Source organism: Pseudomonas sp. SJZ078 (genome assembly GCF_007828255.1).
In the GTDB taxonomy this organism is placed as follows: Bacteria; Pseudomonadota; Gammaproteobacteria; order Pseudomonadales; family Pseudomonadaceae; genus Aquipseudomonas.
Genome location: NZ_VIUG01000001.1, coordinates 310,847 through 330,188, shown reverse-complemented (window position 1 = coordinate 330,188; position 19,342 = coordinate 310,847). Strand labels below are relative to the sequence as shown.

The following is a 19,342-nucleotide window of genomic DNA, read 5'->3' as shown; positions in this document are numbered from 1 at the left end:
AATGGACAACTATCACCTGAGCCCGTCTGCGGATGGCTGGGAACTTAAGAAAGCCGGCGCAGAGCGTGCCTCTAAAAAAGCGGCCACTAAGCAGGAGCTGATGAACGCTCTGACAGATTTCTTTGATGGCAAAACTGCCTCGGTGAAGATTCACAGGGCCGACGGCTCCATTGAGGAAGAACGCACCTATCCGCGTTCCGCTGACCCCAGGCGGTCGAAGGGGTGACCCCAATTCGAAGATCTCGTCGAAACGACGCTTAGGGTGTGGTGGTTCTTGGGCATAGCACCACACCCATGAGATCGCCGCCCGACCTATGCGCTTTGACAGGTCAAACCTGAAAGCACAGATCTGAGTCGCTCCATCGTCGTTGATGAGCAAGTTTGCATGGGCTCACGAAGCTCGTTGCTGATCAGGCCGTGGATGCTCAGAGCTGCTTTGATGACAGCCTGGTTGGGCTCAGCGAACGCCATCCTTATCCAAGGCAGGAGGCGGTAAAAAGTAGCCCGGGCGCCTATGACATCGCCTCTATCCATCTCCTGCATCATCTGGACATACAGATCTGGACGGATGTGTGCCGAGGCTGAAATGGCGCCGGCCCCGCCCAGGGCGAGGTTTGTGAAGATCTGGATATCCTCGCCGGTCAGAATCTCTGCATTGCCGTCCTTGATCAAGGCCATGGTGGTTTCGACATCACCACCGCAGTCCTTGACCGCTGCGATTTTTGGGTGGCGCACGATCCTTCTCAGCGTCTCTCGTTCGATCCTCACGTCCGTTCGGTAGGGGATGTCGTAAAGGACTACTGGGACAGATGAGGCATCAGCGACTGTTTGGAAAAATGATTCGATGCCTTGCTGCGAAGGCCGGATGTAGTAGGGCGCCGGAACCAGAACGCCGGCAATGTCACGGCTCTGGATCTTTTGCTGGAACGCCAGGGCTTCCTGCAGGTTGTTGGCCGACAGCCCCATGATCACCTGGTCAGGTCGAGCGATCTGCAGAACTGCATCCAGTACCTCGAGTCGTTCATCCTTGTTCATCGCTGCGGCTTCGCCAGTGGTGCCGCATACGACCAGCCCCCTCACGCCTCCAGAAAGGAGCGTTTTCACCAAACCTTCGAGCGCGTCGAAGTCGACGTGTCCCGAATGAAAAGGCGTGGCCAGTGCAACCCAGATACCGCGAAAATTAGACATGCATTACTCCTCAGGCAGACCGATTAGTCGACGTCAGAGGAGGGGATGGGAATCAAGCGGGGAGGAGGCCTGGCGCTATCTGTCCTGTCAGCTCATCTGACGGGACAGCGCCCCGGTCAAATGAGCGGCTGTTTCTTGGATTTCTTGGCAACGGACACGCATGCGCATGCCTGGGCGCAGAGGCCCTTGGCAAACAGCATGTGGTCAGTGGTGAGAATCATGGTTGATCCGTTGCGAAGAGGAACTGCTCGATAGTGCACAGGGTGCGGTGCCTTGGTCAACTATGCAGCGGAAAATTGATCACGCAGTTTGGTGGGGCGCCATGCTCAACGGCGTGATAGTCCACGAGGGGGATAAGCGGTGGGGCATGTTCAACCTCCTTGAGCACAGGCATCCAGCGCTTGGGCGATGTCGGCTAGCAGGTCCGCGATGTCTTCAAGGCCCACCGACAAACGCACCAACCCCTCGGAAATCCCGTGGTGCACACGCTCTTCAGGCGTGTAGGTGGAATGGGTCATGCTGGCTGGATGTTGGGCCAGGGACTCGGCGTCTCCCAGGCTGACCGCGCGGGCGAACAACTCCAGTGCGTTCATGAAACGCCGGCCGGTGGTCAGGCCGCCCTTGAGTTCGAAGGCGATCATGCCCCCGGGCAACTTCATCTGCCTCGACGCCAGGTCGTACTGAGCAAAGGAGGGCAGGCCGGGGTAAGTGACCCATTCGACGGCCGGGTGCGCTTGTAAGTACTCGGCGATCACCTGGGCGTTGCTGCAATGGCGCTCCATGCGCAGTGACAGGGTCTTGAGCCCGCGCATCAGCAGAAAAGCGTCCTGAGGCGACATTACCGCACCGGTCAGGTCCTTGAGGCCTTGCAGGCGAATGCGGTCCGCCAGTGAATGACTGGTAACCACGATGCCGGCCGTGATATCGCCATGGCCACTGAGGTACTTGGTGGCCGAATGCACTACGACATCCGCACCCATTTCCAAGGGACGTTGCAGGTATGGAGTGCAGTAGGTGTTATCGACCACGACGGTGACATTCCGGTGATGGTGGGCAATCTTAGCCACCGCGCAGATGTCGACCAACTGCATGTTCGGATTGGCCGGGGATTCGAAGTAGATCATGCGCGTCGAAGGACTGATGGCATCGCGCAGTTCGGCCAGGTTGGACATGTCAACGTGGCGCACCTTGACGCCAAACTCGCCGATACCGTGGTGCAGCAAGGCGAAGGTGCAACCGTACAACGTACGGTTGAGGATGATCTCGTCACCGGGGCGCAGCAGGGTCCAAAAGGTCGCGGCAATGGCTCCCATGCCGGAGCTGAAGGCCACCGCCGCCTCGCCGTTTTCCAAAGCCGCCATGCGTGACTCCAACAGAGCCAATGTGGGGTTGGAGATCCGCGTGTAAAAATGCCCGGATTCTTCGCCGGCGAAACAACCGGCGCCGTACTCGACGGTAGGGAAGGCGAAGGTGGAGGTCAGGTAGATCGGCGGGATCAGTGCGCCGTTGTTGTCCAGCGGGTTATAGCCGTGATGGATGGCGCGGGTGGAAAAGCCCAGTTCATTTTTTTTATTGTTCATGTTGAGCGCTCCTGTGTTTCCTACAATGCTATGCTCAATCTCTACAAGAAAAATTCCAAATTGGCCCACAAATAACCAATCAATTGGAATAAACGCTCCGAAAAACACAATTTGGAGGCAAGACATGCCCGGCGAACTGGATCGTACCGACAAGGCCCTACTCGCGGCCCTGCAAGGCAACGCCCGGCTGACCATCGCCGAACTGGCCGAACATGTGGCCCTGACCACTTCGCCGTGTTGGCGACGGGTGAAAATTCTCGAAGAAAACGCAGTGATTACCGGCTACCAGGCGATTCTTTCGCCAAAGGCGCTCGGCTACGGCGTCACCGCATTTGTCAGCGTGATGATGGAGTCCCACAGTCAGGAAATGGCCCGATCCTTCGAACAGCGCCTATTGGAAATCCCGGAGATCGTCGCCTGTCACAACGTTTCCGGACGCTACGATTTTCTACTGGAAGTGGTGGCGAAAGACCTGGAGTCTTTCGGCGAATTTGCGCGAGAGGTGCTGCAAACCTTGCCGGCGGTCAAAGAGATCTATTCAAGTTTTTCGTTCAAATCGGTCAAGCCCTCGCGAGTGATCCCGGTGCTGGGCTGAGCGCGGTATTACCTTTGTCTATCGGGCCGGGCGGGCGCGTTATCTGAGCAGCCCGTTCGGATCTAATTGCGCACCTGTTGACTACCGGTCAGATATCCATATCGCCCCAATCAATGTTCAAAAAATCATGCCAATTTGAGTTGAAATTATCTATCTGCAAAAAGGCGAGGAAATCATTTATTTGTTTTAAAGCCATTGCCACCGGCTTTAATGATGAGTCGCTATCGTATTTTGCCTTCTTGGCTATAAGCAGGTCATTACAGTTCTTGTACAGCCAACTGTAATTCCGAAGCGATGTTATGATTTTTGTTTTGATGTTGGCGTCTAGATGATCGCTCACGCTGTATTTGATAATTTTGCCGCTAGAAAAATCTTTTTTTATTAATTTCAATGGCTTGCCGCCGTTGTTTCCGAGCTTTTCTACAAACATATTCGCTCTTTCGAGGCAGGTCTCGTTTGCCCCTGGGTCGGTGTGCGCATAATATATTTTGAATCCCCTGACATTTTTTGCATAATGCGCCAAGAAGCTAGCGCACATTAAGCAGGGTTTTAAAGTGACGAATAAGTGGCTGTCGTCCGGGATTTCGACTGAAGAATTCACAAAATAGTTGTATAGACAGCACACCTCGGCATGAAAAAGCCTGTTGGTGCCGGATTTATTCAAACCATAGCTTATGATTTCTCCATTTTTCGCCACCAGTAGCGCAGCTACGTTGTAGTCACCCAGTTTGCCGCCCAGTTTAGTCTGGTTATGAAGAAGTGCAAAAGCCGCGCACATGTAAAGGCGAGGTACATTTACATAGCTCTCATCCGTGCTGGCGAGATCCATCATTGAAAAAGAAGAATTGATTTCAAGCTTTTTATGTGTAGGAATAGGAAGCGCTTGTACGATATTTTCTGTTTTTGTCGAAGGAATAAAAAACTTGCTCTTCAGGTGCCCCTCCGATGCAGGGGCGTACGTTTGTACGTGCAAGGTTTTCCCAAATAGAACTACTCGCCCTACAAAATTGTACAACCCCAGGAGAGGAGGGATGTTGGGATTTGCGGTGGCATCATGCACCAGCAAGTCCAGATCAGTACTCATGTTAGGCCTTATCACGCTCCCCAAAGCAGCAAGAATCTCAAAATATTTCAGTTTGTGAAGTTGAATGACTCTATAGGCTGTGCGATCTTCTGCCTTGCTGCAGGCGAAATTCTGATCAGTTCCCAGGTAATAAAATTTACATAATGCAAGCCAGTTTTTCCATTCCTGCAAGTTCATCGGCAAGCTCCTTCTATTTCTGCATCTCCAGGTGTAGCTTTATGGCTATAACGTTTTGCGTTGGATGATGCGATCTCCGACCACGACCGGCAGCTCGACGTCATCAGCACCACGATCACTGAAACTCCTTCGACATGAGGTCCTGCAGTTAGGAGGACTTCATAGTTTTACATCATAGACATCGATCTGCTTTTTCGCGATCAGTCGCGACATGCATAAGGAGTGGAGGTTTTGCATCGTGCTCTCTGGAACTGGATTCGCAGGGAGGCGGTGATCGCAATTGCCATCGGGCCCCAGAACACCCTGCGTGTGAGCGGGATCGAAAGCACAGTGGCAAGCGCCGTCGGCGTCATCATCCACATGCGGGAAAGTTCTGCAACCGCGCCACCCGCGTCGATGCGATAACCGGTCGGCAGTTTGGCTTCGACCTCCTTGAGTAACGGCCGGATTTGCTGCGTCGCCGATACACCCGGTTCTGTTCTCCATCCTTCACGTCGGCACGCACTGTGATCGTCATGTCGCGATTGCGGCGCCACAGTACCGGTTCTTCCAGCTCAGCGCGCACCGGTGACTTTTTGTCCCCCCCTAAACCCCGTTGAACGCCGGTAGAAATCCCATTTGTGGGACCTGCAAATGGGAAAAACATCCTCTTTAAGCAATTTTAGGCAAAAAGCCCGATCCGTTTCTGGGACGATGTGGCTAATTGATGCAGGCACTGAAAATATTCTTTGCGGGAACGTTATGCTGCCACTTAATTATTTATGCTGGTTGCCGGTTCGTATTTCACTAGAGCCTCTCAGCACGCTTGAGCAGTCTCATGGTTTAAAACCTGGGGGCTGCAAGGTACTACAGCGTTATTATTCTTTGCACTCCGTCGGAATGTCTTCCGGAACCCACGCCGAGATGCTTGTGGATACGCTGTGCGCATTGGTTATTGCAAACCCACAGGTGAAAAAGGTCAAAGGTTGCCTGGTGTATGCCAAAACACAAACGCATAACACATTCTTTGATGATCGCTGGCTGGAGAATGTTGCCGAGGCGTGCGGGATAGGGCACTGGGAAGTACTCAGTGTGAGTTTGAATCATTGCTCATCTGCCCTGTCAGCGATTCATTTATTAAAAAACAGTTCGAGCAAGCGCGGCGAGCCAATGATTCTTCTTACAGGGGAAAAGGCTTTTCACAGTGCTGTCAATCGACTGGATAACAGCGTATTGGCTGAAATACCGGCCGCGATGCTGCTCAATGCGGGTCCCGCCCAATGGTATTTGACCCATACGGCGGTAAAACACATGTCCTCATTTTATGACAATCATCGGCATGAATCTGCCGCGCGCCGGCGCGAATTATATGCATCGCTGGAGCAGGACTATCATGATTTTTACCTCTCCGTGCTGGATAAGTTCAACGTTCCCGCTGATAGCATCGATGCCATCGTTCCGTGCAATCTGGACTTGCCGATGCTTGAAAGAGTTGTCGAGAAATTGAATTTCAAAGGCATCCTGTTTACCAGACATGTCGCTGAGTACGGACATGCTTATTGCTCAGACGTTCTATTTAACTTATCTGGCCTGTTGGAAGACTTCACGGGAAAGAAAATTCTCTGCCTGACCATGGGCATGGGGGTTACGCTTTCATGCGTTTTAATTGAGAAAAATGAAAATAGCGAGGTTCTACATGTCAAATCTTCTGTCAGCAGTTAATGAAGCGCTCAATGATGTCATGTCTTCGACCGTGTCGGTTGGGCTGGAAACGGATTTCAACGAAGACCTGGACCTGGATTCGGTATTGTTCGTTCAGTTTTTACTGACGCTTGAGGAAAAAGTCCCTGGGCTGATGTTTGATCCGGATCAGATCAATCAGGATGCATTTACCACCGTTGGCAAGTTGATCAGTTGGATTGGGCAGCACCTGCAGCTGGAGAGTGCGTATGCCTGATGGGCCGTTTAACCGAACTTATCAGCTGTTTGCGGACCATGAGCCCGCAGAAGCCGTGCGGCTATTGCGCGTTGGCTTACCCGATCAGACCAAGCCGGTATTCAGCCAAGGATATCAACTCATGCCGTTCGAGCGGGATGACGCTGCCGGCCAGTCCGGGCCGGCAGATCGGGTACTTGCCTCGCTTGGCCTGGATCTTCGATACCTGGGAGCGGAGCAGGCAACGGTCGTCGATGACACTTGCCTGATTATCTCCGTCGCGGCCCGCTTGGGACTGCTGACGCGCATGTTGGGCATGAGTTGGACGCATCTGTCAGCGCGCCGCAGCTTTGGTGTGAAAACCACCCAGCATCAGTTGATTAAGGCCGAGTTTGCCGACGTGAGCAGCCAGTGCAGCCTACTGATGTTGCAATGGGAAATGCGCATCGCCGCGCAGGACTTTCAAGACGCCGAACAAGACCAGTGGCAAATCACCCAGTTGGCCAACAGGGCGGAAAAACTGATGGGAGGCCACGGCTATTTGTTGGGCGCGACGCACACGCTGTCTTATCTCTCGATGATGATTTACAGCCTGCATGGTAAAACGACGAGGCATTACACCCTGCCACGGCACGCAAGCGTGGGGGAGGCCCTGTGAACACATCACCGGACCTGACCCTGTCGCAGCGCCAGGGAGCAAGCAGGGATATTGCGGACCTGCTCAAGCTTGCCTGGCCAATGATTGTCGTTGCCGTCGCTGTGTCTTTTTCACAGAACATCCAAACCGCTATTTTGGGGCATGGCGCCGAGACAACGTCGATTTACTGGTTGTCGATGATCCAACCATTCAGCTTTTTGTTCCTGGCTATTCTCGAGTGCCTGGCGATCACTAACCAGGTATTCAGTGCAAGGTCGCTGAACCTTTGGTCAAGGCAGAAAGTGCTGGTAGCCACGTCCATTTTGTCTGTGCTGGGTATCTTGGTCGTGGCCTTGCTCAGTGGTGCGATCGCACTCTGCGCACCTTGGCTGGAGAAGCTGCTGCCTGTATCCGGTGGGGGCTTTTATCAGGAAGCGCTTCCCCTCTACTTCCTTTCGATCTTGCCGTTCATTCATCTGGAAATGTGCAACAGCGCCTTGCGAGGGCAGGGCAAGAGCACGTTGAGCATGTTTCTAGTCATTGCCTATATTGTCCTGAACGCCGGTATTTGCTACATCAGTTACCACGTCTACGGCTTGGGCTTCTATTCCATCATCGTGGCCAATGCCTTGGCGTCCGGCCTGTTGATGCCCGTTGCGACATTGCTGGTGTGGCGTGTCGGTCGTCAGCAGCAGGACGATCGTCCGCATGCGTTCCTTGCCCGATTGAAAGGGCTGCTGCAGTTGGTTGGCCTGCCGATCTTCGTATCTTTTATCGTGGTGTTCTTCAGTTCATTGCTGGTGTTTCCCCTGATTGGAACATTGGGTGAGCAATATGTCGCCGCGTTCCTGATCATTACCAAGATCAGGATGTTCATCGTCATTCCCGCCGTGGCATGCGGCTCTGCTCTGGCGATTTTGGTAAACCAGCGTCTGACAATCAGTAGCGGCGAGGGCTTGAGGCGACTCTTGCATCGCGGACTGATGTTCATTGGCGGGCTTTATGCCGTGCTCACCGTCGGGGTCTACCTGAGTGAGGACGCGTTGATCGGCATTCTTTCAGGCAACGGGACGATCAGGGACGCCAGTCAACAGATGATGCTGATTTTATTACCGACGTTCTTTCTCACGGCATTCGTGGCGTCGTTGCAAGCTTTACTTGAGCAACTTGACCAGGCGCGTCGGGTGCTGATTCTGACGGTGATCATCGAGTTGCTCATGGTGATCGTTTTATTGGTCGGTTGGGATCGCTTCTCTAGCTTGAATGCCATCATGAGTATCATCATCACGTTCAGTGCGATTAATTTCTTGGCCTTTGCCAACGAATACTGGCGGCTGGCAAATAAAATCGGGAGCGAACATGTTATTTAGCGCGATCTATCCGTTGTTGCTGATAGTGTCGCTGATTCACCAAAATTACTTTCGCGTGCTGGTGGTATTGCGACGTCGGCCGAAATTGTTGATGAAGGCCCGTGTCCGGCCAACGACTCACTATGTTCGTGTGTGCCGTTTAATAAGGTTGTTCGATCTCTACTCGTTGAACATGATGTCTTCTTATCTTTCAGCGATGTGCGCATTGCGCCTGTTTGAAAAGACCCGACCGTTGCCCTATAAACCCGCCGAGATGATACTGCTCAGCCAATGCCAACAGGAAAATTTCACCTGGCGGCAGACCTTCGTAAAAATGTTCATTTACCCTCAATCCGCGAAGCAAGCAGAGAAAGTCTTGCTACTGCATGGCTGGGATGGGCGAGGCATCATGCTCAGGCACCTTGCCCAGCGCTTGCAGGCAAAGGGGTACAGTGTTTTTGTGCCTGATCTGCCAGCCCATGGCGTATCCCCGGGCAAGGGTGTGTCTTTCTACGATCTCTCCAGGGCGGTCATCGATATCGAGCGACAATACGGTCCTTTCTCGGTGGTGGTCGGGCACTCCTCCGGCGGGTTGGTAGGGTGCATGGCCGCACTCCAGGGATTGTTACTCAAGAGAATGATCTTGATCAGTAGCCCCTGCAGTTTTGGTGAGGTCCTGGATAATTATGTGCTTAACAATAAACTACCGCGCAACATTGCGATGTCGATGAAAAGGCTCTATCAGCTACGGTACGGCGTACACCCGGATAAAATCGGGCCGGAGCTCATTGCAAAAATTAAACAGCCGGTGCTGATATTGCATGATAAGGGAGACGTGAGTATCGACTTGGAAGAAGCCATGGTACTTAACTACGCACTGGATAAAAGCAAGCTGATCATAACCGAAGGAAAAGGCCACAATGGAGCCCTGCGCGATCCCACGGTGTTCAATCGTATTTCCAGATTTCTGGACAATACCGCGCAGGAAGATTATTTCGCCATGGTTGATCCGGCGCTGTGTCTGCGCAGCGGTTTTCGTATAGGTATCAAACGTACAGGGCGCTGATTGCCACTGATAACCGAGCGACTCAGATCGCCCGCGTACTTTTCCTGCCGTCCCCCAAGCACTCGCTATTCTTTCAACCGCAAGTGACTGTCGCCTCGACCACGGTTTTTGCTTTCTCCCGACAAGGGGAGATCCGTTGCGCCATGACGCTGAGTTTTCATATCTGCGGTTGTGCGAGTGACTGAGGGAGGCGGATCCAGCGGGACTTATTACTTACAATGAATTTATGTTGTTGAGCAGCATATTGCGTGAGAAACCATTTCGTTGAATGCCAAAAATAAAATCATATTCGGAGGATTCTTTCTTCACTTTCTGGCCGGTCGATTTCATTACGTCCTGTTTGAATCTCAGTGGCGTTTCGTTGTAGGCCTTGCTGAAGCTTCGAGAAAAATGCGGCAGGGACGAAAAGCCACAGGCGTAGCTGATGTCGGTCAATGACCATTCCGGGGCCAGGTTGATGAACTCTTTTGCTAACGCCAGGCGGACCTTCCACATCCATTTTATCGGGGTGACCTCATAAAACAGATTGAACACGCGACAAATATCGAATCGGGTTTTACCACAGATTTTCTCCAGGTCTTCCAAGGTGATTTCCTCCGAAATATTTTCGACCATGTAATTGATCACCGTGACAATGCACAGCGCCTTTTCCGTATGTGCATGCTTGCCATAGATTTGAAAATGACGTGTGTACAGGTCATCCATTATTTTTTGCGTAAAGAGGGTCTTCTCAGCATTCGAGATTTTAACGTCCCACATACAGACTCCGTTCTGCAGGCCCAATGGTGAAGTTTTTTATTATCGGATAGGCTGTGACTCCCTCACGCTATGGCAATTGCCATGCCAGTTTTTGCGTCATCATAACCAACTGTTTATTAAGGGCTTTTTGTGCTGCTCTCGATTTAGGGAAATTGAAGTCCCATTTTCGGGATACTTTTTTTGCGGGGTATTACCTTGCGTTCCATTATTGGGATTTTGATTTCATGCGGCTTTCCCATAAATAACAGCCAATCCGTAGTGCACGTTTCGCTGCCGTTTCGAAAATGAGACGTCGCGGCCTCGGTCTTCACTTGCTCTCGTCTTTCCGAGAATTTTATTCAATGAATATCAAGAGGTTATGATCACTCTCTACTCTTGGCATGGAATGTGCTGCAAACAATCCAGGTGGTTAATATTGGTGTTTTTTATGGATATCTCTATCCCGCAACAGGGAAAAAAGCGTGTACTCAAGAAGCACAGGAACGCCATGGTGGGTGGTGTCTTGTTGTTGATCCTTCTGCTGGTGATCTACAACTATCAGTTTTCGCCTTACCAAATTGCTCGCAGCAGCGTCACGGTTGCCGAGGTTAAGTTCGGTGACTTTGCCATCGAGGTGCGGGGCAATGGTGTACTTTTACCTTTGGACATCAATTGGGTGGCGGCGAACGTTGACGCTCGGGTGGAGCGAGTCATTTATAAGGCGGGGATGAAGGTCAGCAAGGACGAGTTGCTGGTGGTCATGAGTAACCCGACGTTGGAGCAGCAACTTCAGGAGCGGCAACTGGAGCTTAAGGCACTTCGAGCAGAAACCGAGGCCAAAAACGCCGAGCTGCAAAATAAAACGCTAAATCAAGAGGCGTTGATGTTGGACGTGAAGAGCCGGCTACTTAGTTCTTCACTGCGCCTCGCTGCCCAGACAAAGTATATTTTGGCGGTGCCCAGATTGGAGTATGAAACCACGCGTATTCTGACGGAACAGTATACTCAGCAAGTCAGTTTCGAAGAACGACGGCTAAAGACGCTTAGACTCAGCGTCGAGGCAGAAATAAAGGCTAATATTATCCGCCTTAACAAAATGGAGTCGTTGGTTGCATTGAGTCAGCAGGAGGTTGATTCGCTCAAGGTTAAATCGCCGATAGATGGCATTTTGCAAGACGTGAAAGTTCAGGTTGGCCAGCGGGTAACGGTCGGCAGTGATATCGCTCGCCTGGCTAAAGAGAAGGAGTTATACGCCGAGCTCAAAGTGCCCGAGTTGCAGTCGCGCGATCTGGCGGTCGGCCAGGCCGTCACGATCAACACGGGCCGGAGCCGGTTCCCGGGTGTGTTATCGCGGGTTGATCCCGCGGTGATCAACGGTACGGTCAAGGTCGATGTGACGTTCGATCAGCCGCTGCCACAGGAGGCACGTCCCGACCTGAGCGTGGATGGATTGATCGCGGTGACGAAAATCAATAATTCGTTGTATGTCGAGCGCCCACCGTTCGCGCAGAATAACCTGCCTTCTACGCTCTACCGGCTGGATGAAAAAGATCGTTCAGCGACCAAATTGAAAGTGGATTTCGGGCAGGGTTCTGCTGACTACATCCAGATCACCAGCGGGCTTAAAGCTGGCGACAGAATAATTCTCAGTGACAGCACCGCCTGGCAGGGTGCCGAACAGATTCAAATTGCCAACTGATGCAGCTCACGCCGGCTACCGGAACAATGCCCTGGAGACAGTAATGATGGAACCTTTGGTAGAACTGACTGACCTAAACAAGATTTTCCTCACCGATGAAATTGAAACCCATGCGCTCAGCAAAATCACGCTGACCATTTCCAAGGGTGAGTACGTGGCCATATCGGGGCCCTCCGGTTGTGGGAAGTCGACGCTGCTTTCAGTCCTCGGGTTGCTGGATACGGCTTCGAGCGGCACTTATCAGTTGGCAGGGCAAAATGTCGACAACATTTCCAAGAAACAGCGTGCGCAGGTGCGTAACCGGGACATTGGCTTCATCTTTCAGTCGTTCAACCTCATCAGCGATCTGACGATCGAAGAAAATGTCGCGCTGCCGCTGACGTACCGCGGTGATATTTCCAAAACCGAACGCCAACAGCGGGTGGCCGAGGCCCTGGCCAAGGTCAACATGTCCCACCGCAGTCGTCACTATCCTTCACAGCTTTCAGGCGGCCAGCAGCAGCGCGTCGCTGTCGCCCGGGCCATCGTGGGTAACCCGTCCATCCTTCTGGCGGACGAACCCACCGGTAACCTCGATTCGAACAATGCAGAAGCGGTACTGAATATCCTCGACAAGTTGCATGAAGAAGGGGCCACGATCTGCATCGTGACCCACGACCCTCGTTCGGCTGAGCGTGCGCAGCGCAATATTGTCCTGTCCGACGGAAAGGTCGTCGGCGATGGAGAACAGGCGCGCCAACTGACCCTGGTGAAGGAAGCATAAAATGCTTTTCGATATTCGCTATGCCTTGCGCCTGCTCCTGAAAAGCCCCGGCTTCACGTTTGTGACCGTGCTTATCATGTCCTGTGGCCTGGCACTGACCCTGTATATGTTTTCAGTGATCAACACCATCATGTTCACCGCGCTTCCTTATCCTGATGGGAAAAGTATGGTGTTGATCAATCCGACCGTGAACGGTGTCAGTCTGAGTGATTCCGGACTGAACTTCATGGACTACGGCGATCTCAAGGCGCGCTCCACCCAATTCGAGGACATGGGTTATTTCTATGCCGAGCGCGCGGATATCAGCGATGGCAGCAAGGCTGTTTCGTACATGGCCATCAGGAACACCGCAGAGCTGTTTTCCTATACCGCTGTCCAGCCATTTCGAGGACGTTTGCTCAATCAAGAGGACGTTCAGGCGGGGGCTGAGCCTGTCGCGGTGATCAGCTATGCCATGTGGCAAAACTACTTCGCTTCCGATGAGCAACTGATTGGCCGCGATATCCGGATCAATGGCATACATACCCGCATCGTCGGCATCATGCCGCAAAACTTTGCCTTTCCCTTCTTCCATGATCTGTGGTTGCCTTCCCAGCTTGTTCCCTCACAGTACCTGGAGCGTAAAGGTGCGCCGGAAGTGTCGGTGTACGCACGTTTGAAGCCGGGAGTGAGCCTTGGGGATGCCAACCGCGACCTCAACAGAGTGATGCAGGCATTGGCGTCGGAGTACCCGGAAAGCAATAAAGGGCTTTCCGCCCAGGCATTGACGTTCCAGGAAAACTTCATGGGTGAAGAGACCACGCCAATCTTCATCGTGATGCTGTTTGCCGTCTGCTTTGTGCTGTTGCTGGCGTGCTGCAATGTCGGGAATTTATTGTTGGCCAGGACGACCGAGCGAGCCAAAGAGATCGCCATCCGGGTCGCGCTGGGGTCTCCCGCAGGGCGTCTTGTCCTGCAAATGATGCTGGAGAGCTTGTTTATCTGTTTGCTATCGGGTGTCGTGGCAGTCCTGCTGGCCGCATGGGGGTTGGAAATCACCAATTCGATACTGCCGGGTTTCGTGCCGAATAAGATTCCTTTCTGGTGGCAACTGTCACTCGATAATGTATTGGTCCTTAATGCGCTTGTCCTGGTGGTTATCACCGCTGTACTTACCAGTGCATTGCCGGCCTGGAAAATCGTCCGTGGCAACTTCAATGAGGTGCTGCGAGATGGCACCCGTGGTGCGCAGAGCCGTGGCGCAGGTCGGGTTTCCCGGATCCTGGTGATCGTTGAAGTGGGGCTCTCTTGCTCGATCCTGTGTATCAGTGCGTTGTTCGCACTCTTGGTCTACCAGGCGACCCGCGCTGATTACGGTGTCGACCCTCGTGACTACCTGACTGCACAAATCCATCTCAACGCGAACAGTTACCCTGATGATGCAAGCCGTATCCTGTTCTACCAGCGCTTGCAGGACGCTGTCGCGGCGATCCCCAGCGTTGAAAACGCAGCGTTGACCACCAGTGCCGTGGGTCAGTTCACCGTACCGCGCCAGGTAGAAGTCGACGCATCGACCAACAATAGGAACGAGCGCTGGTCTTACCCGATGGTCAACGATGTGCAGGTGATGCCGGGTAGCTTGTCGGCGATGGGGATTACGCCTAAGGCGGGGCGGGAGTTTGTCCACGGGGATACCCAGGACTCACAACAGGTGGTCGTCGTCAGCCAGTCCTTTGCCGAGCAGTTCTGGCCGGGCGAGCGTGATGTGATTGGCAAGCGCCTGCGTTTTCGCGATACCGATGACCAGCGCTGGTACACCGTAGTCGGTGTGGCGCCCAGTGTTATTCATGGTCGACCTTTCAGCGCATTCCGCCACCGCACCACGGTGTATCGCTCTCTGGAACAGCAGTCCGCCCCCTCATTGATGCTGGTGCTACGATCCCAGCACGCGGAAACGATCGGGCCCGCCCTGGTCAACGCGGTTCGTCAGGTGGACAGCGATCTTTCTGTCAATCAGATCCAGACGTTGGGTGAGCGCTTGGCCCGTAATACAGCCGGCTTGCATTTTATTGCCAATCTTTTCATGTTGTTTGGCCTGGTAGCGATGATACTGGCGGCAACGGGGATTTATGCGGTGATGTGCAACTTGATCAATCAGCGTACCCAGGAAATCGGCTTGCGCATGGCCATGGGGGCCACTGAAGGTAATTTGTTACGTATGCTGATGGTCCAGGGCGGTAAGCAGTTATTGACCGGTCTGATCATCGGCTTGCCGCTGGCATTTTTCGTCGCGCCCAAACTGACCCGTGTCCTGGGTAACGGAAACACGCCTTTTGTGCTTCTGTTCTGGATGGTGGCGCTGATGATTACGCTGGTGGTGGCCCTGGCGGTCTGGGTTCCGTCCCGACGGGCGACCAATATGTCGCCCGCCGACGCGATTCGTTATGAATGAACGACTGCCTTGCTCCCCAGGGGCAAGGCGCTCTAAGCAGGATGCTTGAGATGAATGATAAGAAACATATCCTTGTTATCGACGATGACACGGGAATCCTGACCAGCCTCGATATCTTATTGCGCATGCAAGGGTACGACGTGACCCTGGAAACCCAAGCCGATCGCCTGCTTGCGCATTTGTCCGCCAAGCCTGTCGATCTGGTCTTGATGGACATGAACTTTCAGAAAGACACCACCTCAGGCATGGAAGGTTTGCAGTTGCTGGCCGAGATGAAGAAGTTCGATGATTGCCTGCCGGCCGTCGCGATGACGGGGTGGGGAAGTGTCGACATCATCGTCAATGCCATGCGAGGGGGCGCGGCCGACTTCATTCAAAAGCCTTGGGATAACGAGCGCCTGCTGAGCATCGTTCAGCAACAGATTTCGATGAGCCAAGCGCGTCGTTCAGGCAACTGCCTGCGGGAAGAAAACAAGCTGCTCAAGCTGGCACTCGAAGATGACATGGACAGCCAATGGGTGGTCCGCTCGCCAGCGATGAAGCGCTTGATCAGCCTGGTGGAAAAGGTGGCGGGCACCGACACCAGCGTTCTGATCCTGGGAGAAAACGGCACCGGTAAAAGCCTGCTGGCGCGTTACATTCACCAGATTTCCTCGCGTGCCGAACACAGCATCGTCGAAGTGAACATGGGGTGTATCAACGAGCAGTTATTTGAAAGCGAGATGTTTGGCCACGTAAAAGGTGCCTTTACCGATGCGCGGGAGAATCGTATCGGTCGTTTCGAACTGGCAGACAAGGGGACGTTGTTCCTTGATGAAATCGGTAACTTGCCCCTGACACAGCAGGTGAAATTGCTGCGGGTGCTGGAAGAGCGGAAATTTGAGCGTGTCGGGTCTTCGCGCACCCAGACCACCCAATGCAGGATCATCGCCGCCACCAACTCTGACCTGGACAAGGCCGTGGCGGAGGGGCGGTTCCGTCAGGACCTGCTATATCGCATGAACCTGATTCAAATCCAACTGCCGCCGCTTCGCGAACGGCTGGAAGATATCGAGCCGCTGACTGAGCGCTTCCTGATACGTTTTGCGCGTAAATACAACAAACCCCGGCCAGCCTTGTTACCGCAGGCGCGCCAGGCGCTGTTGGAGTATTCATGGCCCGGGAATATCCGGGAGCTGAGTCACTTGTTGGAACGCGCTGTGTTGCTATGTCGCGCCAATGTGATTGACGCCGAAGACCTCTGCCTGCCGTCTTCGGTATCATCGCGCAGCGAAGTACGTCCGGCCAATGAATCGTCGTTAGGGTTGACGGACGCGTGCACCCTGGCCGAAGCCGAAGAAACCTTACTGCTACAGCGTCTGCGCCAGTATGACGGCAATGCGGTCAAGGCCGCGGAATCACTGGGGCTTAGTCGCAGCGCTTTTTATCGCCGGCTGGAAAAACTAAAAATCTGTCATGCGTAAGTTTTTTCAGTCATTTGAAGTACGCCACCTGTTGCTGTGCAGCCTGGCACCGATCGGCGCAATCGTTGCCTACCTGCTGCTTTGGTTTTTTCCTGACCAGTCCGTTTACCTCAAGCTTTTCACCTTGTTCGTGCTGTGTGTGACGACGGTGTATTTCTGCTATCACTTTTTTCAGCAGTTGATCTACAAAATCAACGTCATATCCAATTTGCTGGAAGCGGTGGAGCAGGAAGATTTCAGCCTGCGTGGGGTGACCAACGGAACGGGGGTTTTCGAGGGTGTCATTGAGCAGATCAATGACATTTCCTGCCAGTTGTCGCGCCACCGCCAACAGCAGCGGGAAATGGATTTCCTGCTGCAGAAGGTGATCTCCAACATCACGGTTGCCATCTATGCCCTGGACGGCAGTCATCGGCTGATCTGGTGCAATGATGCGGCCTCGCGGATGCTCGGCACCTCACTGGACAAGTTGATTGGCGATACGGCCAGCGCCTGGCAACTGGACAATCTTTTGCAAAATGCCAATACGGACCAGCCCGTCGTGTCCGATCATGAGGGGCGGCCGGGTCGGTACAAAGTGACCAGTGACACCTACATGGTGGACGGTGTGCAGAACGTGTTGCTGTTTGTCAGTGATGTCGACGACATGTTGCGTCAGGAGGAGCAGAAAGCCTGGCAGGATCTGCTCCGCGTGATAAGCCACGAAATCAACAACTCCCTCAGCCCGATCGCCTCCATCAGTCAGATGCTGCAACAGCACTATCGGCATCATTCAGACAACTTGCCTGCGGGGTTTACTGAGGGCATCGATCTGATTAACCGGCGGGCCCGCGAACTGATCGCGTTCATCAGCAGCTACCGGCAGTTGAGCAAACTGGCGCCGGCGCTGAAGGAACGGGTGGATTTGACGGCCCTGGTGGCGGAGCTGCCGCTGCTGTTTTCCCACCGTGTGATTACCCTGAGCGGACCGCGTCCGTTGATGGCTCACCTCGACCGGGTACAGATTCACCAGTTACTGATCAACCTGATCAAGAACGCCGATGAGTCGATGGGCAGTAGCACCGACAGTATCGATATCGAATGGGCCGAGGAGAAAGGGCGCTTACTGATCACTGTCCTCGATCGAGGCGTAGGCTTGACGAATCCGAAGAATCTGTTCGTACCTTTCTACACCACCAAACCCAATGGCACCGGCATCGGCCTGATCCTGTGCCGGCAAATTGCCGAAAGCCATGGCGGTTACTTGTCCCTGGAAAATCGCCATGAGCAGACCGGTTGCAAAGTCACCATCAATTTACCGCTGCAATCTCCTGCCTGAGTTGATCGACGGCCAGGGTGTCTGCCTGCTGCAGCACTTTAACGATGCGCTGCCGCAAATGACGGTTCGCCAACAGGCGCAACGTTGGTTGCATCAGGTGCTCGCGGCCTACCTGGCGATCCCGGTCGATCAGGTGCGCATCGCCAGGACAGCCACCGGCAAACCGTGGCTGCCAGAACACACCTGGCTGCATTTCAACCTGAGCCACAGCGCTCACTCGGCCGCAATCGCCCTATGCCGGGAGCATGAGGTCGGAGTTGATCTGGAACGCGTCAGCGGAAAGGTCGCGGTAAAAAAGGCGATTGCCCAGCGTTTTTTTCACCCGGATGAGCAACGCTGGCTGGCGCTTGACGAAGCCAATTACGTCACTCGGTTTACCCAGCTCTGGAGTATCAAGGAGGCCTGGCTGAAAGCCCGGGGTACGGGGCTGACGCAACCGCTCGGGAGTTTTTCTGTCATCCCGCAGGCGGGGGCGAGCGGGATGGCACGGGTTATGGTCGCCCCCCCAGCCAGTAGCGGGCAGATTCATTATTGCCAGGTACAAGGGGACGGGCGTTTTTGTCTGGCGTATGGGGCGATCGTCGGCCCGCAACAACCGTTGGTTCAATGGCAGCTACATTGCCCCTGATAGCAAGCTCAGTTCTCACGGCTGGAAAACTGAGCTTGGCAGGTTTCCCGAGCGATCACGAACAACCTGAGGTTGAAACTTCGCTGGCGAAACTGCCCGTGGCCCCCGTATCGACCTGAGCCGATGGGCTGACCGATATCCGGGCACCAGCAGACAGGCTGCCATTGATCTTCGGAATGTCGCACAGGGACGATTCCGCCCCCATGCTCATGCGCACATTGGCCACATCCGCCGTAAACGGCTGCGGCTTTTTGTTGAAGGTGCCACCCATTGCCAGGTCAAGCACCAGCTCACCGGTCTTGCCCTCGATCTGGATGTCTGCACCCATGCTGCCGGCGACCGCCAGCCTGGATTGATCGACAGCACAGGCAGGCGCCACGATCTTGACCCCGGCCGTGCCTGTCAGCCCGGTCAGCGGCGCGCTGGTATACAGCGTGATATCCAGCGTATGGGAGACCAAGCGATCATTTTTCGCGGCATCATTCACGAGCAATAACGCCTTATCGTTGGTCGTCACCTGGAGCTTGCCCAGCGTATCGGCAGAGCCTGATACCACCATGGACGAGGTGGCCGCGCATTTGATCGTCAAGTTGATGCCCTGGCGGACTTCAACGCTGTTGAAGGCGTTCAGCGGAACGGTTTTTTCGGCGGCCAATGCCGTGTAACTGGTCGCGCCGGCCAGCAGTGCCAACACCATCTTCATCGTGTTCA

At 53.9% G+C, this 19,342-nt stretch carries 18 protein-coding genes; 13 read left to right on the top strand and 5 right to left on the bottom strand.

Features of this window, described 5'->3' with window-relative positions:
- Position 1 precedes the first annotated feature (1 nt).
- A complete protein-coding gene (locus tag FBY02_RS01390; protein ID WP_144922372.1) occupies positions 2–226 on the top strand; it encodes a DUF2188 domain-containing protein in 225 nt (74 codons plus the stop codon).
- Between the two features lie 86 nt (positions 227–312).
- Here FBY02_RS01390 and dapA read toward each other — a convergent pair whose 3' ends face one another.
- Positions 313–1,188: a 4-hydroxy-tetrahydrodipicolinate synthase gene (gene dapA / locus FBY02_RS01385; RefSeq protein WP_144922369.1), complete on the bottom strand. Its 876-nt coding sequence runs from the start codon at positions 1,186–1,188 to the stop codon at positions 313–315.
- 371 nt (positions 1,189–1,559) lie between these two features.
- On the bottom strand, positions 1,560–2,768 hold the full coding sequence (locus FBY02_RS01375) for a methionine gamma-lyase (protein WP_144922363.1): 1,209 nt from the start codon (positions 2,766–2,768) through the stop codon (positions 1,560–1,562).
- Between the two features lie 124 nt (positions 2,769–2,892).
- Between FBY02_RS01375 and FBY02_RS01370 the strand changes: the two genes are divergently transcribed.
- Entirely contained in the window at positions 2,893–3,363 is a 471-nt protein-coding gene (locus FBY02_RS01370) for an Lrp/AsnC family transcriptional regulator (protein ID WP_024777205.1), read from the top strand.
- A gap of 88 nt (positions 3,364–3,451) precedes the next feature.
- On the opposite strand, the gene FBY02_RS01365 is transcribed toward FBY02_RS01370, so the two are convergent.
- Complete coding sequence (locus FBY02_RS01365) at positions 3,452–4,624, bottom strand: Bd3614 family nucleic acid deaminase (RefSeq protein WP_144922360.1); 1,173 nt, start codon at positions 4,622–4,624, stop codon at positions 3,452–3,454.
- 633 nt (positions 4,625–5,257) lie between these two features.
- Here FBY02_RS01365 and FBY02_RS01355 point away from each other — a divergent pair.
- From FBY02_RS01355 to FBY02_RS01335, 5 genes are read left to right on the top strand one after another with little or no spacing between them, the layout of a single operon-like run.
- Positions 5,258–6,325 (top strand): 3-oxoacyl-[acyl-carrier-protein] synthase III C-terminal domain-containing protein, encoded by a 1,068-nt coding sequence (locus FBY02_RS01355; protein WP_256662450.1) that lies wholly within the window; start codon positions 5,258–5,260, stop codon positions 6,323–6,325.
- The gene (locus tag FBY02_RS01350) at positions 6,300–6,560 is read left to right on the top strand and encodes an acyl carrier protein (RefSeq protein ID WP_144922357.1); all 261 of its coding nucleotides are present in this window, start codon (positions 6,300–6,302) and stop codon (positions 6,558–6,560) included. Before FBY02_RS01355 ends, FBY02_RS01350 begins: the two co-directional genes overlap by 26 nt.
- Positions 6,553–7,197 (top strand): hypothetical protein, encoded by a 645-nt coding sequence (locus FBY02_RS01345; protein WP_144922354.1) that lies wholly within the window; start codon positions 6,553–6,555, stop codon positions 7,195–7,197. Before FBY02_RS01350 ends, FBY02_RS01345 begins: the two co-directional genes overlap by 8 nt.
- A complete protein-coding gene (locus FBY02_RS01340; protein ID WP_144922351.1) occupies positions 7,194–8,546 on the top strand; it encodes an MATE family efflux transporter in 1,353 nt (450 codons plus the stop codon). The genes FBY02_RS01345 and FBY02_RS01340 overlap by 4 nt, the downstream gene beginning before the upstream one ends.
- The gene (locus FBY02_RS01335) at positions 8,536–9,591 is read left to right on the top strand and encodes an alpha/beta fold hydrolase (RefSeq protein ID WP_144922348.1); all 1,056 of its coding nucleotides are present in this window, start codon (positions 8,536–8,538) and stop codon (positions 9,589–9,591) included. Before FBY02_RS01340 ends, FBY02_RS01335 begins: the two co-directional genes overlap by 11 nt.
- 213 nt (positions 9,592–9,804) lie before the next feature.
- On the opposite strand, the gene FBY02_RS01330 is transcribed toward FBY02_RS01335, so the two are convergent.
- Positions 9,805–10,350: an AraC family transcriptional regulator gene (locus FBY02_RS01330; protein WP_144922345.1), complete on the bottom strand. Its 546-nt coding sequence runs from the start codon at positions 10,348–10,350 to the stop codon at positions 9,805–9,807.
- A 427-nt stretch (positions 10,351–10,777) separates the two neighbouring features.
- On the opposite strand from FBY02_RS01330, the gene FBY02_RS01325 reads away from it, so the two are divergent.
- Genes FBY02_RS01325 through FBY02_RS01300 form a run of 6 tightly spaced genes read left to right on the top strand, consistent with a single transcriptional unit; the run spans position 10,778 to position 18,631 of the window.
- Positions 10,778–12,028, top strand: coding sequence for an efflux RND transporter periplasmic adaptor subunit (locus tag FBY02_RS01325; RefSeq protein WP_144922341.1), 1,251 nt, complete (start codon positions 10,778–10,780; stop codon positions 12,026–12,028).
- A gap of 43 nt (positions 12,029–12,071) precedes the next feature.
- Positions 12,072–12,791, top strand: a complete 720-nt coding sequence (locus FBY02_RS01320; RefSeq protein ID WP_218570558.1) for an ABC transporter ATP-binding protein — start codon at positions 12,072–12,074, stop codon at positions 12,789–12,791.
- Position 12,792: 1 nt separating this feature from the next.
- Positions 12,793–15,222 carry an ADOP family duplicated permease gene (locus FBY02_RS01315; RefSeq protein WP_144922338.1) on the top strand — a complete coding sequence of 810 codons (2,430 nt, stop codon included), beginning with the start codon at positions 12,793–12,795 and terminating at the stop codon, positions 15,220–15,222.
- The gene (locus FBY02_RS01310; RefSeq protein ID WP_306085245.1) at positions 15,219–16,685 is read left to right on the top strand and encodes a sigma-54 dependent transcriptional regulator; all 1,467 of its coding nucleotides are present in this window, start codon (positions 15,219–15,221) and stop codon (positions 16,683–16,685) included. Before FBY02_RS01315 ends, FBY02_RS01310 begins: the two co-directional genes overlap by 4 nt.
- Positions 16,678–18,003 (top strand): PAS domain-containing sensor histidine kinase, encoded by a 1,326-nt coding sequence (locus FBY02_RS01305; protein WP_144922335.1) that lies wholly within the window; start codon positions 16,678–16,680, stop codon positions 18,001–18,003. Before FBY02_RS01310 ends, FBY02_RS01305 begins: the two co-directional genes overlap by 8 nt.
- Positions 17,948–18,631 (top strand): 4'-phosphopantetheinyl transferase superfamily protein, encoded by a 684-nt coding sequence (locus FBY02_RS01300; RefSeq protein WP_256662449.1) that lies wholly within the window; start codon positions 17,948–17,950, stop codon positions 18,629–18,631. Before FBY02_RS01305 ends, FBY02_RS01300 begins: the two co-directional genes overlap by 56 nt.
- Positions 18,632–18,686: 55 nt before the next feature.
- Here the strand turns inward: FBY02_RS01300 and FBY02_RS01295 are convergent, their stop codons facing one another.
- Positions 18,687–19,328 carry a GIN domain-containing protein gene (locus tag FBY02_RS01295; protein WP_256667246.1) on the bottom strand — a complete coding sequence of 214 codons (642 nt, stop codon included), beginning with the start codon at positions 19,326–19,328 and terminating at the stop codon, positions 18,687–18,689.
- Positions 19,329–19,342 lie beyond the last annotated feature (14 nt).

Coding starts and splice junctions, on each gene's coding strand:
- FBY02_RS01390 (WP_144922372.1), top strand. CDS start 2: ATGGACAACTATCACCTGAGCCCGTCTGCGGATGGCTGGGAACTTAAG.
- dapA (WP_144922369.1), bottom strand. CDS start 1,188: ATGTCTAATTTTCGCGGTATCTGGGTTGCACTGGCCACGCCTTTTCAT.
- FBY02_RS01375 (WP_144922363.1), bottom strand. CDS start 2,768: ATGAACAATAAAAAAAATGAACTGGGCTTTTCCACCCGCGCCATCCAT.
- FBY02_RS01370 (WP_024777205.1), top strand. CDS start 2,893: ATGCCCGGCGAACTGGATCGTACCGACAAGGCCCTACTCGCGGCCCTG.
- FBY02_RS01365 (WP_144922360.1), bottom strand. CDS start 4,624: ATGAACTTGCAGGAATGGAAAAACTGGCTTGCATTATGTAAATTTTAT.
- FBY02_RS01355 (WP_256662450.1), top strand. CDS start 5,258: ATGGGAAAAACATCCTCTTTAAGCAATTTTAGGCAAAAAGCCCGATCC.
- FBY02_RS01350 (WP_144922357.1), top strand. CDS start 6,300: ATGTCAAATCTTCTGTCAGCAGTTAATGAAGCGCTCAATGATGTCATG.
- FBY02_RS01345 (WP_144922354.1), top strand. CDS start 6,553: ATGCCTGATGGGCCGTTTAACCGAACTTATCAGCTGTTTGCGGACCAT.
- FBY02_RS01335 (WP_144922348.1), top strand. CDS start 8,536: ATGTTATTTAGCGCGATCTATCCGTTGTTGCTGATAGTGTCGCTGATT.
- FBY02_RS01330 (WP_144922345.1), bottom strand. CDS start 10,350: ATGTGGGACGTTAAAATCTCGAATGCTGAGAAGACCCTCTTTACGCAA.
- FBY02_RS01325 (WP_144922341.1), top strand. CDS start 10,778: ATGGATATCTCTATCCCGCAACAGGGAAAAAAGCGTGTACTCAAGAAG.
- FBY02_RS01320 (WP_218570558.1), top strand. CDS start 12,072: ATGATGGAACCTTTGGTAGAACTGACTGACCTAAACAAGATTTTCCTC.
- FBY02_RS01315 (WP_144922338.1), top strand. CDS start 12,793: ATGCTTTTCGATATTCGCTATGCCTTGCGCCTGCTCCTGAAAAGCCCC.
- FBY02_RS01310 (WP_306085245.1), top strand. CDS start 15,219: ATGAACGACTGCCTTGCTCCCCAGGGGCAAGGCGCTCTAAGCAGGATG.
- FBY02_RS01305 (WP_144922335.1), top strand. CDS start 16,678: ATGCGTAAGTTTTTTCAGTCATTTGAAGTACGCCACCTGTTGCTGTGC.
- FBY02_RS01300 (WP_256662449.1), top strand. CDS start 17,948: ATGAGCAGACCGGTTGCAAAGTCACCATCAATTTACCGCTGCAATCTC.
- FBY02_RS01295 (WP_256667246.1), bottom strand. CDS start 19,328: ATGGTGTTGGCACTGCTGGCCGGCGCGACCAGTTACACGGCATTGGCC.